Here is a 23,889-nt window from a genome sequence, read left to right as displayed (position 1 = left end):
CAGGCAGTCGGGCGCGCCAGGCAGTCAGCCCCGGCGGACGGCGGACCCGTCGGGCGGCGAGTCCCGGCCGATCCCGCCGGGCGGACGGGTTCGCCAGAAGGTCGGACTCACCGGGCGGGCGGCCCCGTCCGAAGGACGGCCCCACCCGGAAGGCCCACCCCGCCGGGCGGCCGGCCCCGCCCGAATGCCATCCCCGCTGCACGGCCAACCCCACTGGGCCGCGCCCGGCGAGTGGTCGTTACTCGCGGCCCGCCGAGGCGAAGCGCATGTCCGGGTAGCGGTCGCCGGAGACTCGGGAGGCGATCGGCTCCAGGGTGGCGAGTTCGTCCTCGGTGAGGGTGATGCGGGTCGCCGCCACGTTCTCCTCCACCCGGCCCGGCTTGCGGGTGCCCGGGATCGGCACCACGGGCAGGCCCGCGACCGACGCCCGCTGCTGCGCCCAGGCCAGGGCGATCTGGCCGAGCGTGGCGCCGCGGGCCTCGGCGATCGCCCGGATCGGCTCCAGCAGGGCCGCGTTGGCCGCCGCGTTGTCGCCGGTGAAGCGGGGCTGCTGGCGGCGGAAGTCGTCGGCCGTCAGGTCCTGCTCGGCGTTGGTGAAGGAGCCGGTGAGGAAACCGCGGCCGAGCGGCGAGTACGGCACCAGGGCCACGCCCAGGTCCCGCGCGGCCGGTACGACCCTGGCCTCGATGTCCCGGCTGAACAGCGACCATTCCGACTGCACGGCCGCGATCGGGTGCACGGCGTGCGCGGCGCGCAGCTCGTCCGCGGTGACCTCGCTGAGCCCGAGGTGCTTGACCTTGCCCTCGCGGACCAGCTCCGCCATCGTGCCGACGGTCTCCTCGATGGGGACGTTCACATCGCGGCGGTGCATGTAGTAGAGGTCGATCACCTCGACGTCCAGCCGCTTCAGGCTGGCCTCGACCGCCTCGCGGATGTAGGGCGCGTCGTTGCGGATGATGCGCTTGGTCGGGTCGTCCGGCGGGATGGACAGGGCGAACTTGGTCGCGATGACCACCTCGTCCCGGTGCGCCTTGAAGAACGGCGAGAGGAACCGCTCGTTCTCCCCGGCACCGTAGGCGTCCGCCGTGTCGTACAGCGTGACGCCCAGCTCCAGCGCCCGGTCCAGCGCGGCACGGGCCTGCCCGGCGTCCGTCGGGCCGTAGCCGAAGTTCATGCCCATGCAGCCGAGGCCCTGCACACCGACCTCCGGCCCGTCCGTGCCGAGCCGTACCGTCGGAATCCTGGCGTCGGTCATCGAGTGGTCCCCTCCGTGGCGTAAAAACTGATCTTGCGGTCGAGTACGGCGAGCGTGTCGCGCAGTTCGGCGATCCGGTTCAGGACGTCCCGGCGGGTCGACTCCAGCAGGGCCTGCCGCTCCGCGTAGGTGTCCTCGCCCTCCCGGACCAGCTCCGCGTACCGGACCATGTCCGCCACCGGCATGCCGGTCAGCCGGAGCTTGGTGACGAAGTCCAGCCAGTCCAGGTCGCGGTTGCGATAGCGGCGCTGGCCGGTGTGCGAGCGGTCGATGTGCGGCATCAGCCCGATCCGCTCGTACCAGCGCAGGGTGTGCGCGGTCAGACCGGTGAACGCGACGACCTCGCTGATCGTGTAGCGGTCCTGGCCGTCGGGGCGGGGGTGGCGCCGGGGAGGGGCGGAGCAGATGTCGGCGGGGGTGGCGTGCTCGGTGGCCGCTGGCGTGGTCTGCATCACCGTCATGCCTCCACGCTATGGCGTTGGAGTGCACTCCAAGCAAGCTGATCCGGTAAGAAAATCCCCAGGACCGGGCCCGGCCGTGGTGGTTAGCCTGCGCCCATGAGTCTCGTGCGACGGGCCCGGCCCGAGGATGCCGGGGAAGTACTGCGACTGCGCCAGGTCATGATCGACTCCCTGTGGGGCGACGGGGGTGACGCCGCGGCCGGCTGGCAGAGCGAGTCGCTGCCGGGACTGCGCGAGCGGCTCGCCGGGGACGACGGGGACTTCGCCGCGTTCGTGGTGGACCACCCCGGCCGGCCGGGGACGCTGGCCGCGCTGGTGGCGGGGACCGTGGAGTACCGCATAGGCAAGCCCGGCAACCCCCTGGGCCGGGTCGGGTACGTCTTCAGCGTGGCGACCGACCCGGACGCCCGCAGGCGGGGCTACGCACGCGCCTGCATGGAGGAGCTGCTGGCCTGGTTCCGGGCGCGCGGCGCCGGACACGTGCTGCTCAACGCCTCGCCGGAGGCCGAGCCGCTGTACACCGCGCTGGGCTTCGCCCGGGATCCCGACCCGTCGATGCGGCTGTCGCTGTGAGCCGCATAGGCTCGGACGCATGTCGTTGCAGAGCCTGGCCCTGATCGAGAACTGGCCCGTCCCCACCGCCGCGGCGGGGGTCGTACGGGCCGACGGAACCGTCCTCGGGACGCACGGCCCCGTCGGGCACCGCTTCCCGCTGGCCTCCGTCACCAAGCCGCTGGCGGCCTACGCGGCGCTCGTCGCGTACGAGGAGGGCGCGATCGAGCTGGACGAGCCGGCCGGTCCGCCCGGGGCGACGGTCCGTCACCTCCTCGCGCACACCTCGGGGCTGGCCTTCGACGAGCACCGGGTCACGGCCCCGCCCGGGGACCGGCGGCTGTACTCCAACGCCGGGTTCGAGCAGCTCGGGGACCACATCGCCAAGGCCACGGACATCCCGTTCGCGGAGTATCTGCGACAGGCCGTGCTGGAGCCGCTGGGCATGACGGCCACCTCGCTGGAGGGCTCGCCGGCCAAGGACGGGGTGTCGACGGTCGAGGACCTGCTGCGGTTCGCGGCGGAGGTGCAGGCGCCCCGGCTGCTGGACCCGCGGACGGTGGCGGCCGCGATGACCGTGCAGTACCCGGGGACCAAGGGCGTCCTGCCCGGGTACGGGCACCAGAACCCGAACGACTGGGGCCTGGGCTTCGAGATCCGCGACGGCAAGTCCCCGCACTGGACGGGCGCCTCCTCCTCGCCGCGCACGTTCGGGCACTTCGGGCAGTCGGGCACGTTCCTGTGGATCGACCCGGACGCCGGGGCGGCCGGGGTCGCCCTGACCGACCGCGCGTTCGGCCCCTGGGCGATCGAGGCGTGGCCGGCCCTCACGGACGCGGTCCTCGCGGAACTGCGCGGCTGACGACGGCCACGGCCGCCGGGGGCCCGCAGCGTCCGGGGGCTACCGTCTCCGGGCGCTACGGCGTCATCTCCCACAGCAGCAGCTCCGCCGGCGCCGTCGCCAGCGCCTGGAGCCCTTCGGCGCCGGTGATCCGCGCCGCGTCGCCGGGGCCCAGCTCCGCCCCGGCCAGCCGGACCGTGCCGCGCACCACATGGACGTACACCCATGGCGCGTCCGGCACCGCCGTCCGCTCCCCGGGCCCCGGCCGCCGTACGTGCAGCACCGCGCCCGCGGCCGGGATCGCGTACCTGACGGGTCCCTCGGCGGCCGGGACGAGGGTGTAGGACGGGGTGCCACCGGGCTCCCGGGGGGTCAGCCACATCTGGAGGAAGGTCAGCGGGGCCGGGCCGTCGTTGCGTTCCACGTGCCGCACGCCCGCCGCCGCGCTCAGGTGCTGCACGTCCCCGGGGCCGACCCGGGTCTCGTGCCCGGCCGAGTCGCGGTGGGTCAGCTCGCCCTCGACGACCCAGGTGACGATCTCGGTGTGGCTGTGCGGGTGCTCGTCGAAACCGGCGCCGGGGGCCAGCCGCTCCTCGTTGCACGCGATCAGCGCGCCGAACCGCAGGTTGTCGGGGTCGTAGTGCGGTCCGAAGGAGAAGGCGTGCCGGGTGTCGATCCCGGCCCCGGGGTCCCCGCCGCGATAGCGCTCACCGGCGCGCCGTACGTCCGTCATCACGGCCCCCACGGTAGCCCCGCGGTGCGGACCGGGCCGCAGTCGGGCCCGGTCCGGGGCACCGTACGGAGACCGGCCGCGACGCCTTACGGGGCGTGGCCGGCCGCCCGGCAAAGGCCCGGCCGGACGCCCCGCCGCACCGTCCCGGCCACCCGTCCACGGCCGCCCGGGCGCCGGCCGCCGCCCCCGCCGGCCACCGGCCCGGCCGGCGGTCACCGCCCCCCGGCGGCACGGGGTCCCGTCCGGATAAGGCAGTCTTGTCCCCGTGCCCGAACCCGAATCCCACCACGGTGACCCCGCAGCCCGTCACGTCCACCCGCACGCCGCGACCCTGAAGCGGCTGGAGAAGTCCTCCGGGAGTCTCGCCGCGCAGGCCATCGCGCGCATGGACGAGACCCTGCCGTGGTACCGGGCCATGCCCCCGGAGAACCGTTCCTGGATCGGGCTCGTCGCCCAGGCGGGCATCGCGGCCTTCACCGAGTGGTTCCGGCGCCCGGACGCCCCCCAGGCGATCTCCACCGACGTCTTCGGGACGGCGCCCCGGGAACTGACCCGGGCCATCACGCTGCGGCAGACCGTGGAGATGGTGCGCACCACCATCGAGGTGATGGAGTCCGCCATCGACGAGGTGGCCGCCCCGGGCGACGAGAGCGTGCTGCGCGAGGCGCTGCTGGTGTACGCCCGGGAGATCGCCTTCGCCACCGCCCAGGTCTACGCCCAGGCCGCCGAGGCACGCGGTGCCTGGGACGCGCGGCTGGAGTCGCTGGTGGTGAACGCCGTGCTGAGCGGGGAGGCCGACGAGGGGGCCGTCAGCCGGGCCGCCGCGCTCGGCTGGAACTCGCCGGAGCACGTGTGCGTGGTGCTCGGCACCGCGCCCGACGGGGACAGCGAGCTGACCGTGGAGGCCATCCGGCGGGCCGCCCGGCACGCCAAACTCCAGGTGCTGACCGGGGTGCTCGGCGACCGGCTGGTGGTCATCGCGGGCGGCAGCGACAACCCGCTGGCCGTGGCCCGCTCGCTGATCGGGCCGTTCGCCGCCGGACCGGTCGTCGCGGGCCCCGTCGTCCCCGATCTGCTGGCCGCCACCCGGTCCGCGCAGGCCGCCGCCGCCGGGCTGAAGGCGTGCACCGCCTGGCAGGACGCGCCGCGCCCGGTGCTCGCCGACGACCTGCTCCCGGAGCGCGCCATCGCGGGCGACCCGAGCGCCCGCGAGCAACTGGTGGAGGAGATCTACAGACCGCTGGAGGAGGCCGGCTCGGCGCTGCTGGAAACGCTGAGTGTCTACCTGGAGCAGGCCAGCAGTCTCGAAGGCGCGGCGAGGATGCTCTTCGTTCACCCGAACACCGTGCGCTACCGGCTCCGACGTGTGACTGACGTCACCGGCTGGTCCCCCTCGGATGTAAGATCCGCGTTCACACTACGGATCGCGCTCATCCTGGGGCGTCTGGCCGATGGTGAACCCCAGACATAAGGTTTTGTCGGGGCTCTACAAAAGCCCTACGTGTTCTTCGTCCCTGTCCCCACGGGCGGCCCCCGCCCACCCCAAGAGAGAGTGTGAGAGTGCTCGTACTCGTCGCTCCCGGCCAGGGCGCCCAGACGCCCGGCTTCCTGACTCCCTGGCTCGACCTGCCCGGTGCCGCGGACCGCGTGGCCGCCTGGTCGGACGCCATCGGACTGGACCTCGCCCACTACGGCACCCAGGCCGACGCCGACGCGATCCGCGACACCGCCGTGGCGCAGCCGCTGCTGGTCGCCGCCGGTCTGCTGTCCGCGGCGGCACTGGGTGACATCTCCGAGATCGCGCCGGACGCGGTCGCGGGCCACAGCGTCGGCGAGATCACCGCCGCGGCCTTCGCCGGTGTCCTGGACGACACGGCCGCCCTCGGCCTGGTCCGCACCCGCGGCCTGGCCATGGCCGACGCCGCCGCGGTCACCGAGACCGGCATGTCGGCGCTGCTCGGCGGCGACCCCGAGGTGACCCTGCCGCACCTGGAGAAGCTGGGCCTGACCCCGGCGAACATCAACGGCGCGGGCCAGATCGTCGCCGCGGGCACGCTGGAGCAGCTGGCCGCGCTGAACGAGGACAAGCCCGAGGGCGTCCGCAAGGTCGTCGCGCTGAAGGTGGCCGGCGCCTTCCACACCCACCACATGGCCCCGGCCGTGGCGACCCTGGAGGAGGCCGCGGCCAAGCTGTCGCCGGCCGACCCGAAGGTGACCTACGTCTCCAACAAGGACGGTCAGGCCGTCGCCTCCGGCACCGAGGTGCTCCAGCGGCTGGTCGGCCAGGTCGCCAACCCGGTCCGCTGGGACCTGTGCATGGAGACCTTCAAGGAGCTGGGCGTCACCGCGCTCGTCGAGGTGTGCCCGGGCGGCACCCTGACCGGCCTGGCCAAGCGGGCGCTGCCCGGTGTCAAGACGCTGGCCCTGAAGACCCCCGACGACCTGGAAGCGGCCCGGGCTCTGTTCGCAGAGCACGCCGGAGCCTAAGGAGAGCCGTACATGGCGAAGATCAAGCCCAGCAAGGGCGCCCCGTACGCGCGCATCCTCGGCGTCGGCGGCTACCGGCCGACCCGGGTCGTGCCGAACGAGGTGATCCTGGAGAAGATCGACTCGTCCGACGAGTGGATCCGCTCCCGCTCCGGCATCGAGACCCGGCACTGGGCCGGTCCCGAGGAGACCGTGGCCGCGATGGCCATCGAGGCCTCCGGCAAGGCGATCGCGGACTCCGGCATCGACGCCGAGCGGATCGGCGCGGTGGTCGTCTCCACCGTCTCGCACTTCAGCCAGACCCCGGCCATCGCCACCGAGATCGCCGACAAGCTCGGCACGAACAAGGCCGCCGCCTTCGACATCTCGGCCGGCTGCGCGGGCTTCGGCTACGGCCTCACCCTCGCCAAGGGCATGGTGGTGGAAGGTTCCGCCGAGTACGTGCTGGTGATCGGCGTGGAGCGGCTGAGCGACCTCACCGACCTGGAGGACCGGGCCACCGCCTTCCTGTTCGGTGACGGCGCCGGCGCGGTCGTCGTGGGCCCCTCGCAGGAGCCGGCCATCGGCCCGACCGTGTGGGGCTCCGAGGGCGACAAGGCCGAGACGATCAAGCAGACCGTCTCCTGGGACCGGTTCCGGGTCGGCGACCTGACCCAGCTGCCCGTCGACAGCGAGGGCAACCTCAAGTTCCCTGCGATCACGCAGGAGGGCCAGGCGGTGTTCCGCTGGGCCGTGTTCGAGATGGCGAAGGTCGCCCAGCAGGCGCTGGACGCGGCCGGAATCACCGCGGACGACCTGGACGTCTTCATCCCGCACCAGGCCAATGTGCGGATCATCGACTCGATGGTGAAGACACTGAAGCTGCCGGAGCACGTCACGGTCGCCCGTGACATCCGCACCACCGGCAACACCTCGGCCGCCTCGATCCCGCTCGCGATGGAGCGGCTCCTGGCGACCGGGGAGGCGAAGAGCGGCGACACCGCGCTCGTCATCGGATTCGGGGCGGGTCTCGTCTACGCCGCCACGGTCGTTACCCTCCCCTAGGCACTCCGTGCCGGATCACCCGGTCCGGTTCGGATACAAATGCCATTAACCCGTCTGGAATATCAAGAAGGAGCGCCTGACATGGCCGCCACTCAGGAAGAGATCGTCGCCGGTCTCGCCGAGATCGTGAACGAGATCGCCGGGATCCCGGTCGAGGACGTCAAGCTGGACAAGTCCTTCACCGACGACCTGGACGTCGACTCGCTGTCCATGGTCGAGGTCGTCGTCGCCGCCGAGGAGCGCTTCGACGTGAAGATCCCGGACGAGGACGTCAAGAACCTCAAGACCGTCGGCGACGCGACCGAGTACATCCTCAAGCACCAGGCCTGAGGCCACCGCGTAGGCCGCGTGTAGCAAGGCCCCGCCACCCGGCGGTGGCGCCGTAATCCCCGCACCGGCGGGGGTAGTCCTCCCCCGTATCCGTTGGAGAAAGAATTCCCGTGAGCCCGACCAATCGCACCGTGGTCGTCACCGGTATCGGCGCAACCACACCGCTGGGTGGCGACGCAGCCTCGACCTGGGAGGCCCTGGTCGCCGGCACGTCCGGTGTCAGCCTGCTGGAGCAGGACTGGGCGGCGGACCTGCCGGTCCGTATCGCCGCGCAGATCGCCGTGGAGCCGGGCGAGATCATCCCCCGGCCGCAGGCCCGCAAGCTGGACCGGTCCGCGCAGTTCGCGCTGATCGCCGCTCAGGAGGCCTGGAAGGACGCCGGTTTCACCGCCAAGGCCGGGGTGGACTCCTCCATGAACCCCGACCGTCTCGGTGCGGTCATCGCCTCCGGCATCGGCGGCGTGACGACCCTGCTGGACCAGTACGACGTCCTCAAGGAGAAGGGCGTACGCCGCGTCTCCCCGCACACCGTGCCGATGCTGATGCCCAACTCCCCCGCGGCCAACGTCGGGATCGAGCTGGGTGCCCGCGCCGGTGTGCACACCCCCGTCTCGGCCTGCGCCTCGGGCGCGGAGGCCATCGGGTACGCGATCGAGATGATCCGCACCGGGCGTGCGGACGTGGTCGTGGCCGGTGGTACCGAGGCCGCCATCCACCCGCTGCCCATCGCCGCGTTCGGCAACATGATGGCGATGTCCAAGAACAACGACGACCCGCAGGGCGCCTCGCGTCCCTACGACGCCGGCCGTGACGGCTTCGTGCTCGGCGAGGGCGCCGGTGTGATCGTCCTGGAGTCCGAGGAGCACGCGAAGGCCCGCGGTGCCCGGATCTACGCCGAGGCGGTCGGACAGGGCATCTCCGCCGACGCCCACCACATCACGCAGCCGGAGCCGTCCGGCAACGGGATCGCGCACGCGCTGCAGAACCTGCTGGACAACACCGACCTGAAGCCGGCCGAGATCGTGCACGTCAACGCGCACGCCACGTCCACGCCGCAGGGCGACGTGGCCGAGATCAAGGCGCTGCGCAAGGTGTTCGGTGACGACGCCGACCACATGGCGATCTCCGCGACCAAGTCGATGACCGGTCATCTGCTCGGCGGCGCGGGCGGTGTGGAGACCGTCGCGTCGATCCTGGCGCTGGTGAAGCGTACGGCTCCGCCGACCATCAACCTGGAGAACCTGGACCCCGAGGTCAACGCGGACATCGTGAGCGGTGAGGCGCGGGCGCTGCCGGAGGGCCGGATCGCCGCGCTGAACGACTCGTTCGGGTTCGGCGGGCACAACGTGGTGCTGGCGTTCCGTACGGTCTGAGTTCCCTGACGTGTGAATGGCCCGGTCTCCTGGTGGAGGTCGGGCCATCGTCGTGGGTGGTGCTTTTTGCCGCCGGGTGCGGGTGCGTGGGGGCCGCTCTACACCACCTGGTGCAGCCAGCGGACCGGGGCGCCCTCGCCCGCGTATCTGAAGGGTTCCAGTTCGTCGTCCCAGGGCTTGCCCAGGAGCTTGGCGATCTCGGCCTCCAGGTCGGTCTCGCCGCGCTGGGAGCGGGTCAGGGCGGCGCGCAGGCGGTCCTCGGGGATCAGGATGTCGCCGTGGAGGCCGGTGACGGCGTGGAAGATGCCGAGGTCGGGGGTGCAGCTGTAGCGCTCGCCCTCGGCGGTCGGGCAGGGCTCGGCGGTGACCTCGAACCGCAGCAGGTGCCAGCCGCGCAGCGCGGACGCGAGCTTGGAGGCCGTGCCGGCCTGGCCCTGCCAGGAGAACTCCGAGCGCCAGGTGCCGGGGGACGCGGGCTGCCGGATCCAGTCGAGGCTGACGCGCGTGCCGAGCACCCCGGCGACGGCCCACTCGACGTGCGGGCACAGCGCGCGCGGCGCGGAGTGCACGTACAGAACTCCACGTGTCGTCACCGGAACCTCCGGGCAGAGCGGGACATCTTGCGGACTGGCTGGGCGGCAGTGGCACGACGGCCGCGTTGATGGCGAGGCTACCTTGCGACGGGGCGAGGAGTGTGACGTACCGTCGGTCCCGGCGCCAGGAAATCGCCGCCATTCACCCAGGGGGACGCTTGTACGGGGGCCGGCCGTTCCCCGGGTGCCGGGCCGGGAACCCTCAGTCGTTGTCATAGGGGGGCACCGGACCGTCGAGCGAGGGGAACAGCAGGGATGCGGAAGCGAAGCCACCGTGTGCGAGCCGCCCTCGCCGTCGTGGCGGCCGTGGTGCTGGGGGTCGCCGGGTGCCAGGGCGGGGACGGTTCGCCGTCGGCGGAGGGCACGAAGGCGCGCGCGGTCCGGCCCCCGCTGTGGGACACCAGCCCGGACTCGGTCGCGGCGGTGGGCGACTCCATCACCCGCGGGTTCGACGCGTGCACGGTGCTGTCGGACTGCCCGGAGGCGTCCTGGGCGACGGGCAGCGACGCGGCGGTGCGGAGCCTGGCGGTGCGGCTGCTGGGGGTGACGGGGGCGGCGGAGCACAGCTGGAACTACGCGGTGACCGGGGCCCGTATGGCCGACCTGCCGGGGCAGATGGCGCAGGCGGTGGCCCGCCGCCCGGAGTTGGTGACGGTGATGGTCGGCGGGAACGACGCCTGCCGGACCACGGCGTCGGCGATGACACCGGTGGCCGACTTCCGCGCGGGCTTCGAGGAGGCGCTGCGCACCCTGCGCTCGGCGCTGCCGAAGACGCAGGTGTACGTGTCGAGCGTGCCGAACCTGATGCGGCTGTGGTCCGAGGGCCGGACGAACGTGCTGGGCAAGCAGGTGTGGAAGCTGGGCATCTGCCCGTCGATGCTGGCCGACGCGGACGATCTGACCAGCGCGGCGACGCTGCGCCGGGAGACCGTGCAGCAACGGGTGGTGGAGTACAACAAGGTGCTGAAGGAGGTGTGCGCCAAGGACCGCCGCTGCCGTTTCGACGGGGGCGCGGTGTACGACTTCCGCTTCGGCACGGACCAGCTGAGCCACTGGGACTGGTTCCACCCCAGCAAGGACGGGCAGGCGCGGCTCGCGGAGATCGCGTACCGGAAGGTCACGGCCTCGCGTCCGTGACCTACTGTTTCCCGCATGAACGAACTTTTCGGCACACTTCCCGACGGCACTCCGGTGCACCGGTGGACGCTGGAGCGCGGCGGGGTGCGGGTGCGGGTGCTGTCGTACGGCGGGATCGTGCAGTCGGCCGAGGTTCCGGACCGGGCCGGGCGGACGGCGGACGTGGTGCTGGGCTTCCCGGACCTGGAGGGCTATCTGCGGCATCCGGAGCCGTATCTGGGTGCCGTGATCGGCCGGTACGCGAACCGGATCGCGGGCGGCCGCGTCCCGCTGGACGGCCGGACGTACCAGGTGACGCGCAACGAGGGCGCCAACTGCCTGCACGGCGGGGAGCGTGGCTTCGACAAGCACGTGTGGGAGGTGACGCCGGTGGAGCACGGGCTGCGGCTGAGCCGGGTCGGCCCCGACGGCGAGGAGGGGTTCCCGGGGCGGCTGTCGGTGACGGTGACGTACACGCTGACGGCGTCGGGGGCGCTGCGGATCGGCTACGAGGCGTTCACCGAGGCGCCGACGGTCGTGAACCTGACCAACCACACGTACTGGAACCTGGGGGGCGCGGGGTCCGGTGACACCGGCGGGCACGAGCTGCGGCTGGCCGCGTCCCGGTACACACCGGTGGGCGCGGACCTGATTCCGGTGGGGCCGCCGGCGGACGTGGCGGGCACCCGTCTCGACTTCCGGGCGCCCCGCCCGACGGGTTCCGGCTACGACCACAACTTCGTCCTGGACAAGGGCGTGACCGGGGACCCCGAGGAGGTGGCGGAGCTGTACGATCCGGTCTCCGGCCGCGTCCTGACGGTGGCGACGACCGAGCCGGGCCTCCAGCTCTACACCGGCGACCACCTGTCCGGCCCGTTCCCGCCGAACGCCGGCACCGCCCTGGAGACCCAGCACTTCCCGGACTCCCCCAACCGTCCCGACTTCCCCACCACGACCCTGCGCCCGGGCGAGGTCTACCGCTCGGAGACGGTGTACGGCTTCGGGGTGCGCGGCTGAGAACGGTGAGCCCCGGTCCAGGGGTCAGGTCCCGGACCGGGGCTGTTCGTGGGGGACTTTGTCCGCGGTGTGCGGGGAGTGTCCCGGATCAGACGTTAATCGGTGCGGTGAGCCGGCGGTCGGTGATCGAGCGGCCGGCGAAGATCTCGTACGAACCCTTCACAAAAGCCCACGCCTTCGCCGTGTCGTCCCACACCTCGAAGGCGCGGCGGGGCAGTTCGACGGTGGCCTCGGCGCTCTCGCCGGGGCCGGCCTCGACGGAGGCGAAGGCGGCCAGGCGGCGGACCGGGCGGTCGGGGGCGGGCCCGTCCGGGGAGAGGTAGAGCTGGATCACCTCCCGGCCCGGCCGTCCGCCGGTGTTGCGGACGCGTACGCGGACGGTGGTGCCGTCGGTCTCCAGCGACTCGTAGGCCCAGTCGGTGTAGCCGAGGCCGTGGCCGAAGGGGTACGTGGGGGTGCGGCCGGCCCGGTCCCAGGCGCGGTAGCCGATGAACAGGTCCTCGCTGTAGGGCAGTTCGCCGTTCACCGGGACGACCTGGGTGACCGGGGCGTCGGCGAGGGTGCCCCAGGTGGTGGGGAGCCGGCCGCCGGGCTCGTGGGTGCCGGTGAGGACGTCGGCGAGGGCGGCGCCGCCCTCCTGGCCGGGGAACCAGGTGAGCAGGATCGCGGCGACCTCGTCCCGCCAGGGAAGTTCCACCGGGGAGCCGGAGTTGACGACCACGACGGTGTCCGGGTTGGCGGCGGCGACCGCGTGCACCAGGTCGTCCTGGCGGCCGGGGAGCCTCAGGTCCCGGCGGTCGAAGCCCTCGGACTCCACCCGCTCGGTGGTGGCGACCACGACCACGGCGGTGTCCGCGTTCCGGGCGGCCTCGACGGCCTCGGCGATCAGCTCGTCCGGGTCGCGCGGCGGGCCGGAGTGGGCGAGCGCGAAGGCGACGACCTTCATCGGGAGGTCCTCGGGGAGGCGGACGGCGTGGGTGAGGGAGACCTCGACCGGTTCCCCCGCGGTGAGTTCGGCCTCGGCACGGGGCACGGGGGCGCCGAAGAACGTGTCGAAGGGGTCGTCCGGTTCGGGGCGCTGGACACCGTCGTAGTACGCCGTCCCGCCGACGGTGAGCGTGAAGGCGCCCGTGCCCTTGACCGCGAAGGTGTGCCGGCCCGACTCGCGGGGGGTGTAGGTGCCGGTCAGTTCGACGGTGTCCAGGGTGTCGTGGGTGACGCCCTCGGGGAGGTCGGTGCCCGTCCACTGGATGGCCGCGCCGGGGGCGGAGCGGGTGCCGATGATCTCGCCGGCCGTGTTCCGGCAGACCGCCCGCACGGTGAACCCCGGGTCGTCCAGGGCCGGTTCGGTGGCCGGGTCGGCGCCGACCGCGTAGGTGAGGGTGCCGTCGGGGAGGGCGGCGGTGAGGCCGTCGAGCGGGGAGACGGTCCGGGCCGGGAAGACGGTGGCGGAGCCGCCGCCGAGGACCCGGGCGTCGCGGGCGGCGGCGCCGATCAGGGCGACGGTGCCGCGCGGCCTCAGGGGCAGGACGCGCCTTTCGTTGCGGGCCAGGACGAAGGAGCGGCGGGCGATCTCGCGGGCCAGGGCGGCTCCGTCGGCCGGCGCGGGCGGTTCGGTGACCACCGGTTCGGCGCCGGCCAGGGCGCCGACGCGGGCGGCGAGGCGCAGCACCCGGCGGACGGCGGCGTCGACCGTGGCCTCGGCGACCCTTCCGTCCCGTACGGCCCGGGCGAGGGCGGGGCCGTAGACGGTCCGCGGGCCGGGCATGGCGATGTCCAGGCCGCCGTTCGCGGCGCCCACCGTGTCCCGGGCGGCCGTCCAGTCGGAGACGTTGACGCCGTCGAAGCCCCATTCGCCGCGCAGGACTTCCTCGACGAGGTGGTGGTGCTCGGTCATCGTCGTGCCGTTGACCGAGTTGTAGGCGGTCATGACGCCCCACGGGCGGGCGCTCCGCACGATGGCCTCGAAGGGTGCCAGGTACAGCTCGCGCAGGGCCCGTTCGGAGACCAGGTTGTCCACCGTGAAGCGGTCGGTCTCGGCGTCGTTGGCGACGAAGTGCTTGACGGTGGTGCCGACCCCGCCGGACTGGACGCCGTTCACATAGCCGCCGCCGATCGCCCCGGTCAGGTACGGGTCCTCGCTGTAGCACTCGAAGTGGCGCCCGCCGAGCGGGGAGCGGTGCAGGTTGACGGTCGGGGCGAGCAGGACGTGGACGCCCTTGCGGCGGGCCTCCTGGGCGAGCAGCGCCCCGGCGCGGCGGGCGAGTTCCGGGTCCCAGGCGGCGGCGAGCGCGGTCGGCGAGGGCAGGGCCACGGAGGGGTCGTCGGCGCTCCAGCGCACGCCCCGGACGCCGACCGGGCCGTCCGACATCACCAGGGACGCCAGGCCGATCCCGGGCAGCGCGGGCAGGCTCCACATGTCCTGCCCGGCCAGCAGCCGGGTCTTGGTGTCGAGGTCGAGCGCGCGCAGGGCGGCCGCCACGACGGCCTCGCGGGCCTCCTCGGCCGAGGTGGGCTCCGGTCCCGTCATCGGTTCCTCCTCGTGGCATCCCTGCCGGCCCGTGCGGAACCTCCATGGTGCCCGTGCCGCCGCCGGCCCGGTAGGCGGCGCCGCCCGGCGGTCAGTGCGAGGGGGCCAGGGCGAGGCTGACGCCGAGGCCGGCCAGGACGGAGCCGATCGCCTTGTTGAGGACCTTCTGGCCGCGCAGCAGCACGGCGCGCATCCGGGAGTGCGAGAAGAACACGGCGACCGCGCCGAACCACGCCAGATGGGCCAGCGACATGAACAGGCCGTAGCCCACCTGCCCGTACAGCGGGGTGCCGGGGCCGACGACCTGGGAGAAGGTGGAGACGACGAACAGGGTCGTCTTGGGGTTGAGGACGTTGGTGAGGAAGCCGGTGCGCAGGGCGGCGAACGGGGTCAGCTCCGTCTTGTTCCCGAGGTCGACGTCGACCTCGCCGCGGGCGCGGAAGGTGCGGACGCCGACGTAGACGAGGTAGGCCGCGCCGATCAGCTTGACGACCGTGAAGACGACGGTGGACGAGGCGATGAGCAGTCCGACGCCGAGCAGGGTGTAGGCGACGTGGACCAGGACGCCGGCCGCCACGCCCGTGGCCGCGAGCAGGCCGGTGCGGCGGCCGTGCAGACAGCTGTTGCGGACGATCATCGCGAAGTCGGCGCCGGGGGCGATCACGGCGAGGACCGTGATGACGGCGACGGCCAGCAGCTGGGTCACGAGGTGACGTCCTCCGTGTCGGGCCGCCCGCCGGGGGCGGCGTCGGTGTCGGCGGTCTCCTCGCCCAGCAGGTCACGGGCGAGCAGCGTGGCGCCCGCGACCGCGCCCGGCATCAGGAACACCGCGACGAACGGAACCAGGAAGGCCAGGCCCAGGGGGGTACCGAACCCCCAGACCAGCATCTTGCGGGAGCGCAGCAGGGCGAGCCGGGCGCGCAGGTCGACGTCCCGGCGCTGGAGGGCGACGGCGGCGAGTTCCTCGGTGAGGAAGAACCCGGTGACGAAGAAGCCGATCACGGGGACGACGGTCTGCCCGACGAACGGCAGGAATCCGAGGGCGAAGAGCAGGACGCCCCACAGCCCGGCCCGGGCCAGGATCCGCAGGCTGTCCCGGGCCGAGATCCACAGCTCGCGCCAGAGCGGCAGGCCGGAGACGGGAGCGGTGCCGTCGGGCGAGACGTCGGCGTCGACCCGCTCGGAGAGGGACTCGTAGAAGGGCTGGCCGACCAGCAGGGTGACGGCCGTGAAGGTGAGCACGGCCAGCAGCAGGCCGAGCGCGAACAGGACGGCCGTCAGGAAGCCGCGGAACAGGCCCTGCCAGGGACCGGACCAGTCGTCGGCGAACGGGGTGGCCCAGGCGACGGCGTCCTCGCCCCATATGGCGAGCGCGACCAGCGCGGCGGCGTACAGCACCAGTGTGATCAGGCCGGGCAGCAGGCCGAAGCCGTACCGGCGCCCGTGCCGGGTCACCCACCGCTGGCCCTTCAGCAGATAACCGAAACCCACCCCGAGATCGCGCATGGCCAGGACTCTACTGGCTTCGCTTGGCGGGGCGGGGGCTCAGTCCCCGAGCATGCGGCGCAGCAGGTCACGCAGGGAGCGGCGCTCCTCCTCGGACAGCCCCGCGAGGGGTTCGCGGGCGAACCGCAGGCCCTCGCGCAGGTCCCGGGCCACCTCGCGGCCCTGCTCGGTGGCGGCGGCCACCTTCACCCGGCGGTCGGCCGGGTCGGGGCGGCGCTCCACCAGTCCCCGGGACTCCAGCCGGTCCACGATCCCGGTCACGTTCGACGGCTCGCACTTCAGCTTCTGGGCCAGCTTGCGCATGGGCAGCGGCTCCAGCGAGAGCAGGCTGAGCAGCCGGGCCTGCGGGCCGGTCAGGGTGTGCTCGCCCGCCGCCTCCTCGTAGTCCGCGTAGAAGCGGGCCACGATCTCACCGATCAGCTCGAGGACCTCCATGGTGAGGGGGTCGGGGCGGCGGGCGTTCGATGGGGTGGACATGCCCGCCAGGATACCCGGTTACTTGACATCATGAAATATTCAGGAGCATGGTTGTTTCAGGTAGTGAAGTACCACCCTGAAAGGCTCTGTCATGATCAACCGCGAGTGGCACCTCCTCAGCCGTCCCGTCGGCTGGCCGAAGCCCGAGGACTTCGCGCTCGTCGAGTCACCCGTCCCGGCCCCGGCCGAGGGTCAGGTGCTGGTGCGGAACAAGTACCTCTCCGTCGACCCGTACATGCGCGGCCGGATGAGTGCCGCCAAGTCCTACGCCGCCCCCTTCGAGCTGGGCAAGGTCATGCAGGGCGGCGCGGTCGGCGAGGTGATCGAGTCCAAGGCCGAGGGCATCGAGGCCGGCGACCACATCCTGCACTTCTTCGGCTGGCGCGAGTACGCGGTCGTGGACGCGAAGAACGCCGTCAAGGTGGGGCCGACGGCCGTGCCCGCCGTCACGGTCGACGCCGACGCCCAGGGCGTGCCGCTGTCGGCGTACCTCGGCGTCCTCGGCATGACCGGCCTGACCGCCTACGCCGGCCTGCTGCGCACCGCCTCCTTCAAGGAGGGCGACATCGTGTTCGTGTCCGGCGCGGCCGGCGCCGTGGGCAGCCAGGTGGGCCAGATCGCCAAGCTCAAGGGCGCCTCCCGGGTCATCGGCTCGGCCGGGTCCGACGAGAAGGTCAAGCTGCTCGTCGACGAGTACGGCTTCGACGCCGCGTTCAACTACAAGAACGGCCCGGTCGCCGAGCAGCTGCGGCAGGCGGCGCCCGACGGCATCGACGTCTACTTCGACAACGTCGGCGGGGAGCACCTGGAGGCGGCCGTCGGCTCGCTCAACCAGGGCGGCCGGATCGCGGTCTGCGGCATGATCTCGGTCTACAACAACACCGAGCCCGCGCCCGGCCCGAGGAACCTGGCCCGGCTGATCCAGACCCGGGGCCGGATCGAGGGCTTCCTGGTGGGCGACCACTACGACCTCCAGCCGCAGTTCGTCCAGGAGGTCGGCCCGTGGGTGGCCTCGGGCGCGCTGAAGTACCGCGAGACCGTGGTCGAGGGCATCGAGAACACCCTGGAGGCGTTCCTCGGGGTCCTGCGCGGCGACAACATCGGCAAGATGGTCGTCAAGCTCTGACCTTCCGGGTTTTTTCGCGATGCGGTAACTTCTTTCCGGAATCCTGTGGCGATCGTGGGCGCGAGTCGCCGTGGACCGAGGAGGAAGACAACCGCATGCCCATCACGCAGTCCGACGTCCTGTACACCGCCGTCGCCACCGCCGAGAACGGCCGTGACGGCCGGGTCGCCACCGACGACGGCAAGCTCGACGTGGTCGTCAACCCGCCCAAGGAGATGGGCGGCAGCGGCGCCGGCACCAACCCGGAGCAGCTGTTCGCCGCCGGGTACAGCGCCTGCTTCCAGGGGGCGCTGGGGGTCGTCGCCCGGGAGGAGGGCGCCGACATCTCCGGGTCGACGGTCACCGCCAAGGTCGGCATCGGCAAGAACGACGACGGGTTCGGGATCATCGTGGAGATCTCCGCGAACATCCCGAACGTCGACGCCGCGACCGCGAAGAGCCTGGTCGAGAAGGCGCACCAGGTGTGCCCGTACTCGAAGGCGACCCGGGGCAACATCACCGTGACGCTGGCCTGACCCTCGTCGTCGGCCACGACGGCAGCCGCATCCTTGGACGTGGGATGCGGCTGCCGTCGTATGCGCACCGCTCAGCGACACCACCACAGGAAGCGGTCGCAGGTCTTCTCGGGCGAGGGACTTGGGGTGGGGGCGGAGGTCGTCGGGGCCGTCGTGGGGGCGGTGGTGGCGGGCCCGGTGGGCGCCGGGGCGGCTGTCGTCGTCGCCGGTGTACCGGAACCCGTGGCACCCGCGGTCGCCGACCGCCCCGCATCCCCGGACTCCCCCGGCGAGGCGGAAGCGGAATCCTTGTCGCCCGTGCCGTCCCGGTCGTCCTCGTCGCCCTTGTCTCCGGCGGACGGCGAGGCGGAGGCGGAGCCCGGGGCCGAGGCGCCCGGGGAGCCGGAGGCGGCGCCCGGGAAGGCGGCGGACGTCACGCCGGCCGGTCCCGCCGTACGGTCCGGAGCGCCGGAACCGGAATCGTCCTCCGCCTCGGTCTCCCCGGCCGTGGCCGATGGGTCGTCGGCGAAGGGCGAGAAGGGCGCGTCCGTACCCAGCTCCGCGAGACTGAGCCCGCCGGCCGCGAGCGCGAACCCGGCGACGACCACGAGGACCCGCCGCCGACGGCGCCGGTGCCCGGCCGCCTTGCGCTCCCGCCGCCCGGCACGGGCAGCGGCCCGCCCGCCGGAAGGATCTCCAGCGGTGCGCTCCTCACCGGCGTCCCCTTCGGCGGGGCGCCACTCGGCGGGGTGCCCTTCATCGGCGTACCCGCCGCCGGTGCGCCCCTCGGCGGTGTGGACACCGGCCTCCGTATGGGCACCGGCGTCCGTGTGGGCGCCCTCGCCGGCAGGCGGGCGACGGCCCCCGGTGGCGGAGGCGTTGCCGTCACCGCCGGGCACCTGGCCGTCATCCGCGAACTCCCGGCCGTGGCCGACGGGTTCGCCACCGCTCCCGCCCGGTCCACCACCGTCCCCGGCCGGTGCGCGGCCCGGAGCGGCGGGACCCGGGCCGCGCTGCTCGGGCACGCGGACGGTGCCGGGCGGGGCGTAGGGGATCCCGGCGGGCGCGAGGCCGTCGGCGTCGGGACGCCAAGCGCTCCCCGCGCTCCCCTGGCCGTCCCCGGCGGGCCACCGGTCGACCGTGGCGGACGCCCGGTTCGGCAGGCCGCTCGCGGCGAGTCCGTGGGCCTCCCCGTCGGCTCCCGCCCCGCGGGCCGGGCCGCCCCAGGCGTCCCATGACGCCTCCCCGGCACCGTACGCGTCGTCGTACGCGGGCGTGCCGCAGCCGGGGCAGGCCAGGGCGCCGTTCAGGTGGCGTCGGCAGGGGTGGCAATAGTCCATGACGCGGGAAGACTAGAGTCCGCGCGGGCCGGGTTCCAGGTGTGGCTGTGAAGGTTCGGTGCGGGAGCGAAACAATCTCGAAAGCCTTGCCGAAACCGTTACCTGTTCGACCCATTGACACCCCCGGCGCCCCGTCCTTACTGTCACGCCAGCATTTCGAACGTGCGACGAAATACCGAACAGCTGAGGGGCAACTGCCGTGCGCATCACCGGAATCAGCACACACGTGGTCGGCACGCCGTGGCGCAACCTGACCTATGTCCAGGTGCACACCGACGAGGGGATCACGGGAGTCGGCGAGACGCGGATGCTCGGGCATACGGACGCGCTGATCGGCTATCTGCGGGAGGCCGAGGTCAACCACATCCTCGGTTCGGACCCGTTCGCCGTCGAGGACCTGGTGCGCCGTATGAAGTACGGCGACTACGGCCGCGCGGGCGAGATCGTGATGTCCGGCATCGCGGTGGTCGAGATGGCGTGCTGGGACATCAAGGGCAAGGCGCTGGGCGTGCCGGTGTGGCAGCTGCTCGGCGGAAAGGTCACCGACAAGGTCAAGGCGTACGCCAACGGCTGGTACACCACCGAGCGGACGCCGGAGGCGTACCACAAGGCCGCCCAGGGGGTCGTGGAGCGCGGTTACCGGGCGCTGAAGATCGACCCGTTCGGCACCGGCCACTTCGAGCTGGACCACCAGGAGACCCTCTACGCCGTCTCGCTCATCGAGGCCGTACGGGACGCCATCGGCCCGGACGCGGAGCTGATGCTGGAGATGCACGGCCGCTTCTCCCCCGCCACCGCGGTCCGGCTGGCCAAGGAGATGGCGCCGTTCAAGCCCGCCTGGCTGGAGGAGCCGGTGCCGCCGGAGAACCTGAAGGCGCTGGAGAAGGTCGCCGCCAAGGTCGACATCCCGGTGGCCACCGGCGAGCGCATCCACGACCGCATCGAGTTCCGCGAGCTGTTCGACAGCCAGGCCGTGGACATCATCCAGCCCGACGTCGGCCACATCGGCGGCATCTGGGAGACCCGCAAGCTCGCCGCCACCGCCGAGACCCACTACATGCTGGTCGCGCCGCACAACGTGGGCGGCTCCGTGCTCACCGCCGCCTCCCTCCAGGTCGGCTTCACCTCCCCGAACTTCAAGATCCTCGAGCACTTCAACGACTTCGCGGACGCGGAGATCAAGAAGGTGGTCAAGGGCGCGCCGCAGGTGAACCCGGAGGACGGCTGCTTCCACCTCTCCGACGCGCCGGGTCTCGGCGTCGAGCTGGACGTCGACGCGGCGGCCGAGTTCCCGCAGCAGCGGGCCCACTTCGACCTGTGGGCCGAGGGCTGGGAGAAGCGCAATCCGAAGGACGCCCAGTGAGTTCTCAGGTCCTGGTCGAGGCGCCGGGCGTCCACCGGGTCGAGGCCCACACGCCGCGCGAGCCGGGTCCCGGCGAGGCGCTGGTGGCCGTGCACGCGGTCGGCATCTGCGGCAGCGACCGCGAGGTGTACCAGGGCAACCGGCCCGAGGGGTACGTCCGTTACCCGCTCGTCCCCGGGCACGAGTGGTCGGGGACGGTCACCGCGGTGGGGGCCGGGGTGCCCGGCTCGCTGACCGGCCGCAAGGTGGTCGGCGAGGGCTTCCGCAACTGCCAGGTGTGCGACCGCTGTCACGCGGGCGAGACCACGCTGTGCTCCGCCGGGTACGAGGAGACCGGGTTCACCCGGCCCGGTGCCATGGCGGCCACCCTCACCCTGCCCGCCCGGCTGCTGCACGTGCTGCCGGACGACGCCGACCTCACCGCCGCCGCGCTGCTGGAGCCGGCCGCCTGTATCGCCGCCGCGGCGCTGAAGGCGAACGCCCGGCCGGGCGAGCGGGTCGCGGTGGTCGGCACCGGCACCCTCGGGATGTTCGCCGTGCAGTTCCTCGCGGCCGGTTCGCCGGCCGAGCTGCTGGTCGTGGGCACCCGCGGCGACCGGGAGGCGCTGGCCCGGCGGTTCGGGGCGAGCGACTTCCGGCTGCGGGACCAGGAACTGCCCGCCGGCTTCGACGTGGTGATCGAGACCGCCGGGTCCGCCTCCGCCGCGCGGACCGCCGCCGCGCTGCTGCGGCGCGGCGGGCGTCTGGTCCTCACCGGGATCCCGGCGCCGGGCGCGGACGGGCTCGACCCGACCGATCTCGTCGTACGGCAGCTGGAGGTGCACACCGTCTTCGGCGCGCCGCCGGACGCCTGGGCGCACGCGGTGCGGGTGTTCGGTGCCGGACTGCTGGACCCGCTGCCGATGGTCACGCACGAGGTGCCGCTGACCGACTTCCCGCGGGCCATCGAGCTGGTGGGGGCCGGCGATCCCGCCGTGGGCAAGGTGCTGCTCCGCCCCTGACCGTACGCCGGCCGGGGGGTGCCCTGACCACGCCCCGGCCGGCGTACACCCACGCTTCTTTCGTTACCCAGAGCCGCGACCCTTGTCCGAAATACCGAACACGAAGGACAGCTTGTGACCGACGCTTCCGCCCCGGCAGCCCGCAGGCCCGGCGAGCAGGTGCTCGCCGCTCTCGGTCTGGGCGCGCCCGCCCTCGACCCCGCCGACGCCTCCGTCCACACCTTCCCGGGCGGCGGCCGCTGGCGCACCGAGATCCCCTCGTGCGAGGGTCCCGAGGCGCTGGCGGTCGTCCTCAAGGAGGCCTCCCGCCTGGATGTGCCGATCCACCGGATCAGCCAGGGCAGCGGCGTATGGATGCTCACCGACGCCGAGATCACCGAGATGGTCGAGGCGACCGCCGAACGCGACATCGAACTGTGCCTGTTCACCGGCCCGCGCGGCACCTGGGACATCGGCGGCTCGGTGCGGTCCGACTCCCGGGGGGCCGGACTGCGCGCCCGGGGCCACGACGCGGTCGCCGGCTGTGTGGAGGACGCCGTCCGGGCCACCGAGCTGGGCGTCAAGTGCCTGCTCGTCGCCGACGAGGGCGTGCTGTGGACCCTGCACCGGGCCCGCACCGCCGGCATCATCCCGGCCGACACCACGCTGAAGGTGTCCGCGCTGATCGGCCCGGTCAACCCCGCCTCGTACGCCGTGTACGAGCGGCTCGGCGCCGACTCCGTCAACGTGCCCAGCGATCTGACGCTGGACCACCTCACCGAGATCCGGCGGATCTCCGGCGCCCCGATGGACATGTACATCGAGGCCCCCGACGACCTCGGCGGCTACGTCCGGATGTACGAGGTCGCCGAGCTGATCCGGCGCGGCGCCCCGCTGTACCTGAAGTTCGGCCTGTCCAAGGCGCCCGGCATCTACCCGTGGGGCCGCCACCTGCGGGACCTCACCCTGGACACCGCCCGGGAGCGGGTGCGGCGCGGCCGGCTCGCCCTGGACCTGCTCGCCCGGCACGGCGCGGACGGCGACATGGCGCCGCTCGGCTCCCGGCTGCCGGGTTCCCTGAACCGGTTCCCCGTAGAAGCGTCCGCCCCTGCCCACGACGAGAACGACAAGGACTGATCCCCATGCACAACCGCAGAGCCGCCCTCGCCTCGATAGCCGGCGCCGCCTCGCTCGCGCTCGCCCTCACCGCCTGTGGCCAGAACAGCGAAGGCGGCAGCAAGGAGAAGTCCGGTGACGCCAAGGGCGCCACCATCGGCATCGCCATGCCGACCAAGTCCTCCGAGCGCTGGATCAACGACGGCAACAACGTCGTCAAGGACCTTCAGGCCAAGGGCTACAAGACCAAGCTGGTCTACGGCGAGGACGACCCGGAGACCCAGGTCTCGCAGATCGAGAACCTCATCACGCAGGGCGTGAAGGGCCTGATCATCGCGGCGATCGACAACAAGTCGCTGAACAGCGTGCTCCAGCAGGCCGCGGACGCGAACATCCCGGTCATCTCCTACGACCGGCTGATCCTCGGCACCAAGAACGTCGACTACTACGCCTCGTTCGACAACGAGAAGGTCGGCACGCTCCAGGGCACGTACATCGTGAACAAGCTCGGGCTGGACAAGGGCGCGAAGGGCCCGTTCAACATCGAGCTGTTCGCCGGCTCCAACGACGACAACAACACGAAGTACTTCTTCGGCGGGGCGATGAAGGTGCTCCAGCCGTACATCGACAAGAAGCAGCTGGTCGTCAAGTCCGGGCAGACCCGGCTCAACCAGGTCGTCACCCTGCGCTGGGACGGCACCACCGCGCAGAAGCGCATGGAGGACATCCTCACCTCGTCGTACAAGTCCGGCCGGGTCGACGCGGTCCTCTCGCCGTACGACGGCATCTCCATCGGCATCCTGTCCGCGCTGAAGTCGGACGGCTACGGCTCGGGCAGCAAGCCGCTGCCGGTCATCACCGGCCAGGACGCCGAGCTGGCCTCCGTGAAGTCGATCATCTCCGGGCAGCAGACGCAGACCGTCTACAAGGACCTGCGCAAGCTCGCCGAGGTCGCCGCCACGATGCTGGACGAGTCCCTGAAGGGCAAGAAGCCCGAGGTCAACGACACCAAGACGTACGACAACGGCGCCAAGGTCGTGCCGGCCTACCTGCTCCAGCCGGTCAGCGTCGACAAGTCCAACTACCAGAAGGTGCTGGTCGACGGCGGTTACTACACCGAGTCCCAGCTGAAGTGACCCGCCCATTTCCTACGGA

The 23,889-nt window shown here is 72.5% G+C and carries 24 protein-coding genes; 15 read left to right on the top strand and 9 right to left on the bottom strand.

Features of this window, described 5'->3' with window-relative positions; genetic code table 11:
- Window positions 1-238: 238 nt before the first annotated feature.
- Both IE251_RS32805 and IE251_RS32800 read right to left on the bottom strand, forming a co-directional pair.
- Window positions 239-1,255, bottom strand: a complete 1,017-nt coding sequence (locus tag IE251_RS32805) for an aldo/keto reductase (RefSeq protein ID WP_189756585.1) — start codon at window positions 1,253-1,255, stop codon at window positions 239-241.
- A complete protein-coding gene (locus IE251_RS32800; RefSeq protein ID WP_189756584.1) occupies window positions 1,252-1,716 on the bottom strand; it encodes a MerR family transcriptional regulator in 465 nt (154 codons plus the stop codon). The genes IE251_RS32805 and IE251_RS32800 overlap by 4 nt, the downstream gene beginning before the upstream one ends.
- A 96-nt stretch (window positions 1,717-1,812) precedes the next feature.
- Here IE251_RS32800 and IE251_RS32795 point away from each other — a divergent pair, with 96 nt between their 5' ends.
- Both IE251_RS32795 and IE251_RS32790 read left to right on the top strand, forming a co-directional pair.
- A complete protein-coding gene (locus tag IE251_RS32795) occupies window positions 1,813-2,289 on the top strand; it encodes a GNAT family N-acetyltransferase (protein WP_189756583.1) in 477 nt (158 codons plus the stop codon).
- 19 nt (window positions 2,290-2,308) lie between these two features.
- On the top strand, window positions 2,309-3,130 hold the full coding sequence (locus IE251_RS32790) for a serine hydrolase domain-containing protein (RefSeq protein ID WP_189756582.1): 822 nt from the start codon (window positions 2,309-2,311) through the stop codon (window positions 3,128-3,130).
- Between the two features lie 55 nt (window positions 3,131-3,185).
- Here the strand turns inward: IE251_RS32790 and IE251_RS32785 are convergent, their stop codons facing one another.
- On the bottom strand, window positions 3,186-3,842 hold the full coding sequence (locus IE251_RS32785) for a pirin family protein (protein ID WP_189756630.1): 657 nt from the start codon (window positions 3,840-3,842) through the stop codon (window positions 3,186-3,188).
- Window positions 3,843-4,107: 265 nt separating this feature from the next.
- Here IE251_RS32785 and fasR point away from each other — a divergent pair, with 265 nt between their 5' ends.
- The 5 genes from fasR to fabF all read left to right on the top strand — a co-directional run bounded on the left by fasR (window position 4,108) and on the right by fabF (window position 9,076).
- Window positions 4,108-5,313 carry a fatty acid biosynthesis transcriptional regulator FasR gene (gene fasR, locus IE251_RS32780; protein ID WP_030776870.1) on the top strand — a complete coding sequence of 402 codons (1,206 nt, stop codon included), beginning with the start codon at window positions 4,108-4,110 and terminating at the stop codon, window positions 5,311-5,313.
- A gap of 89 nt (window positions 5,314-5,402) precedes the next feature.
- Window positions 5,403-6,329: an ACP S-malonyltransferase gene (locus IE251_RS32775; RefSeq protein WP_189756581.1), complete on the top strand. Its 927-nt coding sequence runs from the start codon at window positions 5,403-5,405 to the stop codon at window positions 6,327-6,329.
- 12 nt (window positions 6,330-6,341) lie between these two features.
- The gene (locus IE251_RS32770) at window positions 6,342-7,373 is read left to right on the top strand and encodes a ketoacyl-ACP synthase III (RefSeq protein WP_189756580.1); all 1,032 of its coding nucleotides are present in this window, start codon (window positions 6,342-6,344) and stop codon (window positions 7,371-7,373) included.
- Between the two features lie 81 nt (window positions 7,374-7,454).
- Window positions 7,455-7,703 (top strand): acyl carrier protein, encoded by a 249-nt coding sequence (locus IE251_RS32765; protein WP_189756579.1) that lies wholly within the window; start codon window positions 7,455-7,457, stop codon window positions 7,701-7,703.
- 110 nt (window positions 7,704-7,813) lie between these two features.
- Complete coding sequence (gene fabF, locus IE251_RS32760) at window positions 7,814-9,076, top strand: beta-ketoacyl-ACP synthase II (protein ID WP_189756578.1); 1,263 nt, start codon at window positions 7,814-7,816, stop codon at window positions 9,074-9,076.
- A 98-nt stretch (window positions 9,077-9,174) separates the two neighbouring features.
- Here fabF and IE251_RS32755 read toward each other — a convergent pair whose 3' ends face one another.
- Window positions 9,175-9,669 (bottom strand): DUF3145 domain-containing protein, encoded by a 495-nt coding sequence (locus IE251_RS32755; protein ID WP_189756577.1) that lies wholly within the window; start codon window positions 9,667-9,669, stop codon window positions 9,175-9,177.
- Window positions 9,670-9,924: 255 nt separating this feature from the next.
- On the opposite strand from IE251_RS32755, the gene IE251_RS32750 reads away from it, so the two are divergent.
- Together IE251_RS32750 and IE251_RS32745 are read left to right on the top strand one after the other, a co-directional pair.
- Window positions 9,925-10,806 (top strand): SGNH/GDSL hydrolase family protein, encoded by an 882-nt coding sequence (locus tag IE251_RS32750; protein ID WP_189756576.1) that lies wholly within the window; start codon window positions 9,925-9,927, stop codon window positions 10,804-10,806.
- A gap of 15 nt (window positions 10,807-10,821) precedes the next feature.
- A complete protein-coding gene (locus IE251_RS32745) occupies window positions 10,822-11,802 on the top strand; it encodes an aldose epimerase family protein (protein WP_189756575.1) in 981 nt (326 codons plus the stop codon).
- Between the two features lie 88 nt (window positions 11,803-11,890).
- Here IE251_RS32745 and IE251_RS32740 read toward each other — a convergent pair whose 3' ends face one another.
- The 4 genes from IE251_RS32740 to IE251_RS32725 form a co-directional block, all read right to left on the bottom strand.
- Complete coding sequence (locus IE251_RS32740) at window positions 11,891-14,332, bottom strand: beta-glucosidase family protein (RefSeq protein WP_189756574.1); 2,442 nt, start codon at window positions 14,330-14,332, stop codon at window positions 11,891-11,893.
- Between the two features lie 91 nt (window positions 14,333-14,423).
- Window positions 14,424-15,038, bottom strand: coding sequence for a LysE family translocator (locus IE251_RS32735; RefSeq protein WP_189756573.1), 615 nt, complete (start codon window positions 15,036-15,038; stop codon window positions 14,424-14,426).
- On the bottom strand, window positions 15,035-15,838 hold the full coding sequence (locus IE251_RS32730; RefSeq protein ID WP_189756572.1) for an EI24 domain-containing protein: 804 nt from the start codon (window positions 15,836-15,838) through the stop codon (window positions 15,035-15,037). Before IE251_RS32730 ends, IE251_RS32735 begins: the two co-directional genes overlap by 4 nt.
- A 39-nt stretch (window positions 15,839-15,877) precedes the next feature.
- Window positions 15,878-16,315: a MarR family winged helix-turn-helix transcriptional regulator gene (locus IE251_RS32725; protein ID WP_189756571.1), complete on the bottom strand. Its 438-nt coding sequence runs from the start codon at window positions 16,313-16,315 to the stop codon at window positions 15,878-15,880.
- Between the two features lie 91 nt (window positions 16,316-16,406).
- On the opposite strand from IE251_RS32725, the gene IE251_RS32720 reads away from it, so the two are divergent.
- Both IE251_RS32720 and IE251_RS32715 read left to right on the top strand, forming a co-directional pair.
- The gene (locus tag IE251_RS32720) at window positions 16,407-17,441 is read left to right on the top strand and encodes an NADP-dependent oxidoreductase (RefSeq protein WP_189756570.1); all 1,035 of its coding nucleotides are present in this window, start codon (window positions 16,407-16,409) and stop codon (window positions 17,439-17,441) included.
- A gap of 95 nt (window positions 17,442-17,536) precedes the next feature.
- On the top strand, window positions 17,537-17,956 hold the full coding sequence (locus tag IE251_RS32715; RefSeq protein ID WP_030776901.1) for an organic hydroperoxide resistance protein: 420 nt from the start codon (window positions 17,537-17,539) through the stop codon (window positions 17,954-17,956).
- A gap of 71 nt (window positions 17,957-18,027) precedes the next feature.
- Here the strand turns inward: IE251_RS32715 and IE251_RS32710 are convergent, their stop codons facing one another.
- A complete protein-coding gene (locus tag IE251_RS32710) occupies window positions 18,028-19,275 on the bottom strand; it encodes an SCO2400 family protein (protein WP_189756569.1) in 1,248 nt (415 codons plus the stop codon).
- Window positions 19,276-19,474: 199 nt separating this feature from the next.
- On the opposite strand from IE251_RS32710, the gene IE251_RS32705 reads away from it, so the two are divergent.
- From IE251_RS32705 to chvE, 4 genes are all read left to right on the top strand, one after another.
- Window positions 19,475-20,638 (top strand): mandelate racemase/muconate lactonizing enzyme family protein, encoded by a 1,164-nt coding sequence (locus IE251_RS32705; protein ID WP_189756568.1) that lies wholly within the window; start codon window positions 19,475-19,477, stop codon window positions 20,636-20,638.
- Window positions 20,635-21,639: a zinc-dependent alcohol dehydrogenase gene (locus IE251_RS32700; RefSeq protein ID WP_189756567.1), complete on the top strand. Its 1,005-nt coding sequence runs from the start codon at window positions 20,635-20,637 to the stop codon at window positions 21,637-21,639. The genes IE251_RS32705 and IE251_RS32700 overlap by 4 nt, the downstream gene beginning before the upstream one ends.
- A gap of 114 nt (window positions 21,640-21,753) precedes the next feature.
- A complete protein-coding gene (locus IE251_RS32695; RefSeq protein WP_189756566.1) occupies window positions 21,754-22,755 on the top strand; it encodes a hypothetical protein in 1,002 nt (333 codons plus the stop codon).
- Window positions 22,756-22,760: 5 nt separating this feature from the next.
- On the top strand, window positions 22,761-23,870 hold the full coding sequence (gene chvE, locus IE251_RS32690) for a multiple monosaccharide ABC transporter substrate-binding protein (protein WP_189756565.1): 1,110 nt from the start codon (window positions 22,761-22,763) through the stop codon (window positions 23,868-23,870).
- Window positions 23,871-23,889 lie beyond the last annotated feature (19 nt).

The sequence above is a fragment of the Streptomyces eurythermus genome, from assembly GCF_014649115.1.
Taxonomy (GTDB): Bacteria; Actinomycetota; Actinomycetes; order Streptomycetales; family Streptomycetaceae; genus Streptomyces; species Streptomyces eurythermus.
The sequence above is the reverse complement of the archived record's forward strand: the minus strand, read 5'-3'. Positions and strand labels throughout refer to the sequence as shown.

Excerpts from the sequence above, each read along its gene's own strand:
- IE251_RS32805 (WP_189756585.1), bottom strand. The coding sequence starts at position 1,255 with ATGACCGACGCCAGGATTCCGACGGTACGGCTCGGCACGGACGGGCCG.
- IE251_RS32730 (WP_189756572.1), bottom strand. The coding sequence starts at position 15,838 with ATGCGCGATCTCGGGGTGGGTTTCGGTTATCTGCTGAAGGGCCAGCGG.
- IE251_RS32770 (WP_189756580.1), top strand. The coding sequence starts at position 6,342 with ATGGCGAAGATCAAGCCCAGCAAGGGCGCCCCGTACGCGCGCATCCTC.
- IE251_RS32750 (WP_189756576.1), top strand. The coding sequence starts at position 9,925 with ATGCGGAAGCGAAGCCACCGTGTGCGAGCCGCCCTCGCCGTCGTGGCG.
- chvE (WP_189756565.1), top strand. The coding sequence starts at position 22,761 with ATGCACAACCGCAGAGCCGCCCTCGCCTCGATAGCCGGCGCCGCCTCG.
- IE251_RS32715 (WP_030776901.1), top strand. The coding sequence starts at position 17,537 with ATGCCCATCACGCAGTCCGACGTCCTGTACACCGCCGTCGCCACCGCC.
- IE251_RS32800 (WP_189756584.1), bottom strand. The coding sequence starts at position 1,716 with ATGACGGTGATGCAGACCACGCCAGCGGCCACCGAGCACGCCACCCCC.
- IE251_RS32720 (WP_189756570.1), top strand. The coding sequence starts at position 16,407 with ATGATCAACCGCGAGTGGCACCTCCTCAGCCGTCCCGTCGGCTGGCCG.
- IE251_RS32740 (WP_189756574.1), bottom strand. The coding sequence starts at position 14,332 with ATGACGGGACCGGAGCCCACCTCGGCCGAGGAGGCCCGCGAGGCCGTC.
- IE251_RS32785 (WP_189756630.1), bottom strand. The coding sequence starts at position 3,842 with ATGACGGACGTACGGCGCGCCGGTGAGCGCTATCGCGGCGGGGACCCC.
- IE251_RS32710 (WP_189756569.1), bottom strand. The coding sequence starts at position 19,275 with ATGGACTATTGCCACCCCTGCCGACGCCACCTGAACGGCGCCCTGGCC.
- IE251_RS32795 (WP_189756583.1), top strand. The coding sequence starts at position 1,813 with ATGAGTCTCGTGCGACGGGCCCGGCCCGAGGATGCCGGGGAAGTACTG.
- IE251_RS32745 (WP_189756575.1), top strand. The coding sequence starts at position 10,822 with ATGAACGAACTTTTCGGCACACTTCCCGACGGCACTCCGGTGCACCGG.
- IE251_RS32725 (WP_189756571.1), bottom strand. The coding sequence starts at position 16,315 with ATGTCCACCCCATCGAACGCCCGCCGCCCCGACCCCCTCACCATGGAG.
- IE251_RS32765 (WP_189756579.1), top strand. The coding sequence starts at position 7,455 with ATGGCCGCCACTCAGGAAGAGATCGTCGCCGGTCTCGCCGAGATCGTG.
- IE251_RS32790 (WP_189756582.1), top strand. The coding sequence starts at position 2,309 with ATGTCGTTGCAGAGCCTGGCCCTGATCGAGAACTGGCCCGTCCCCACC.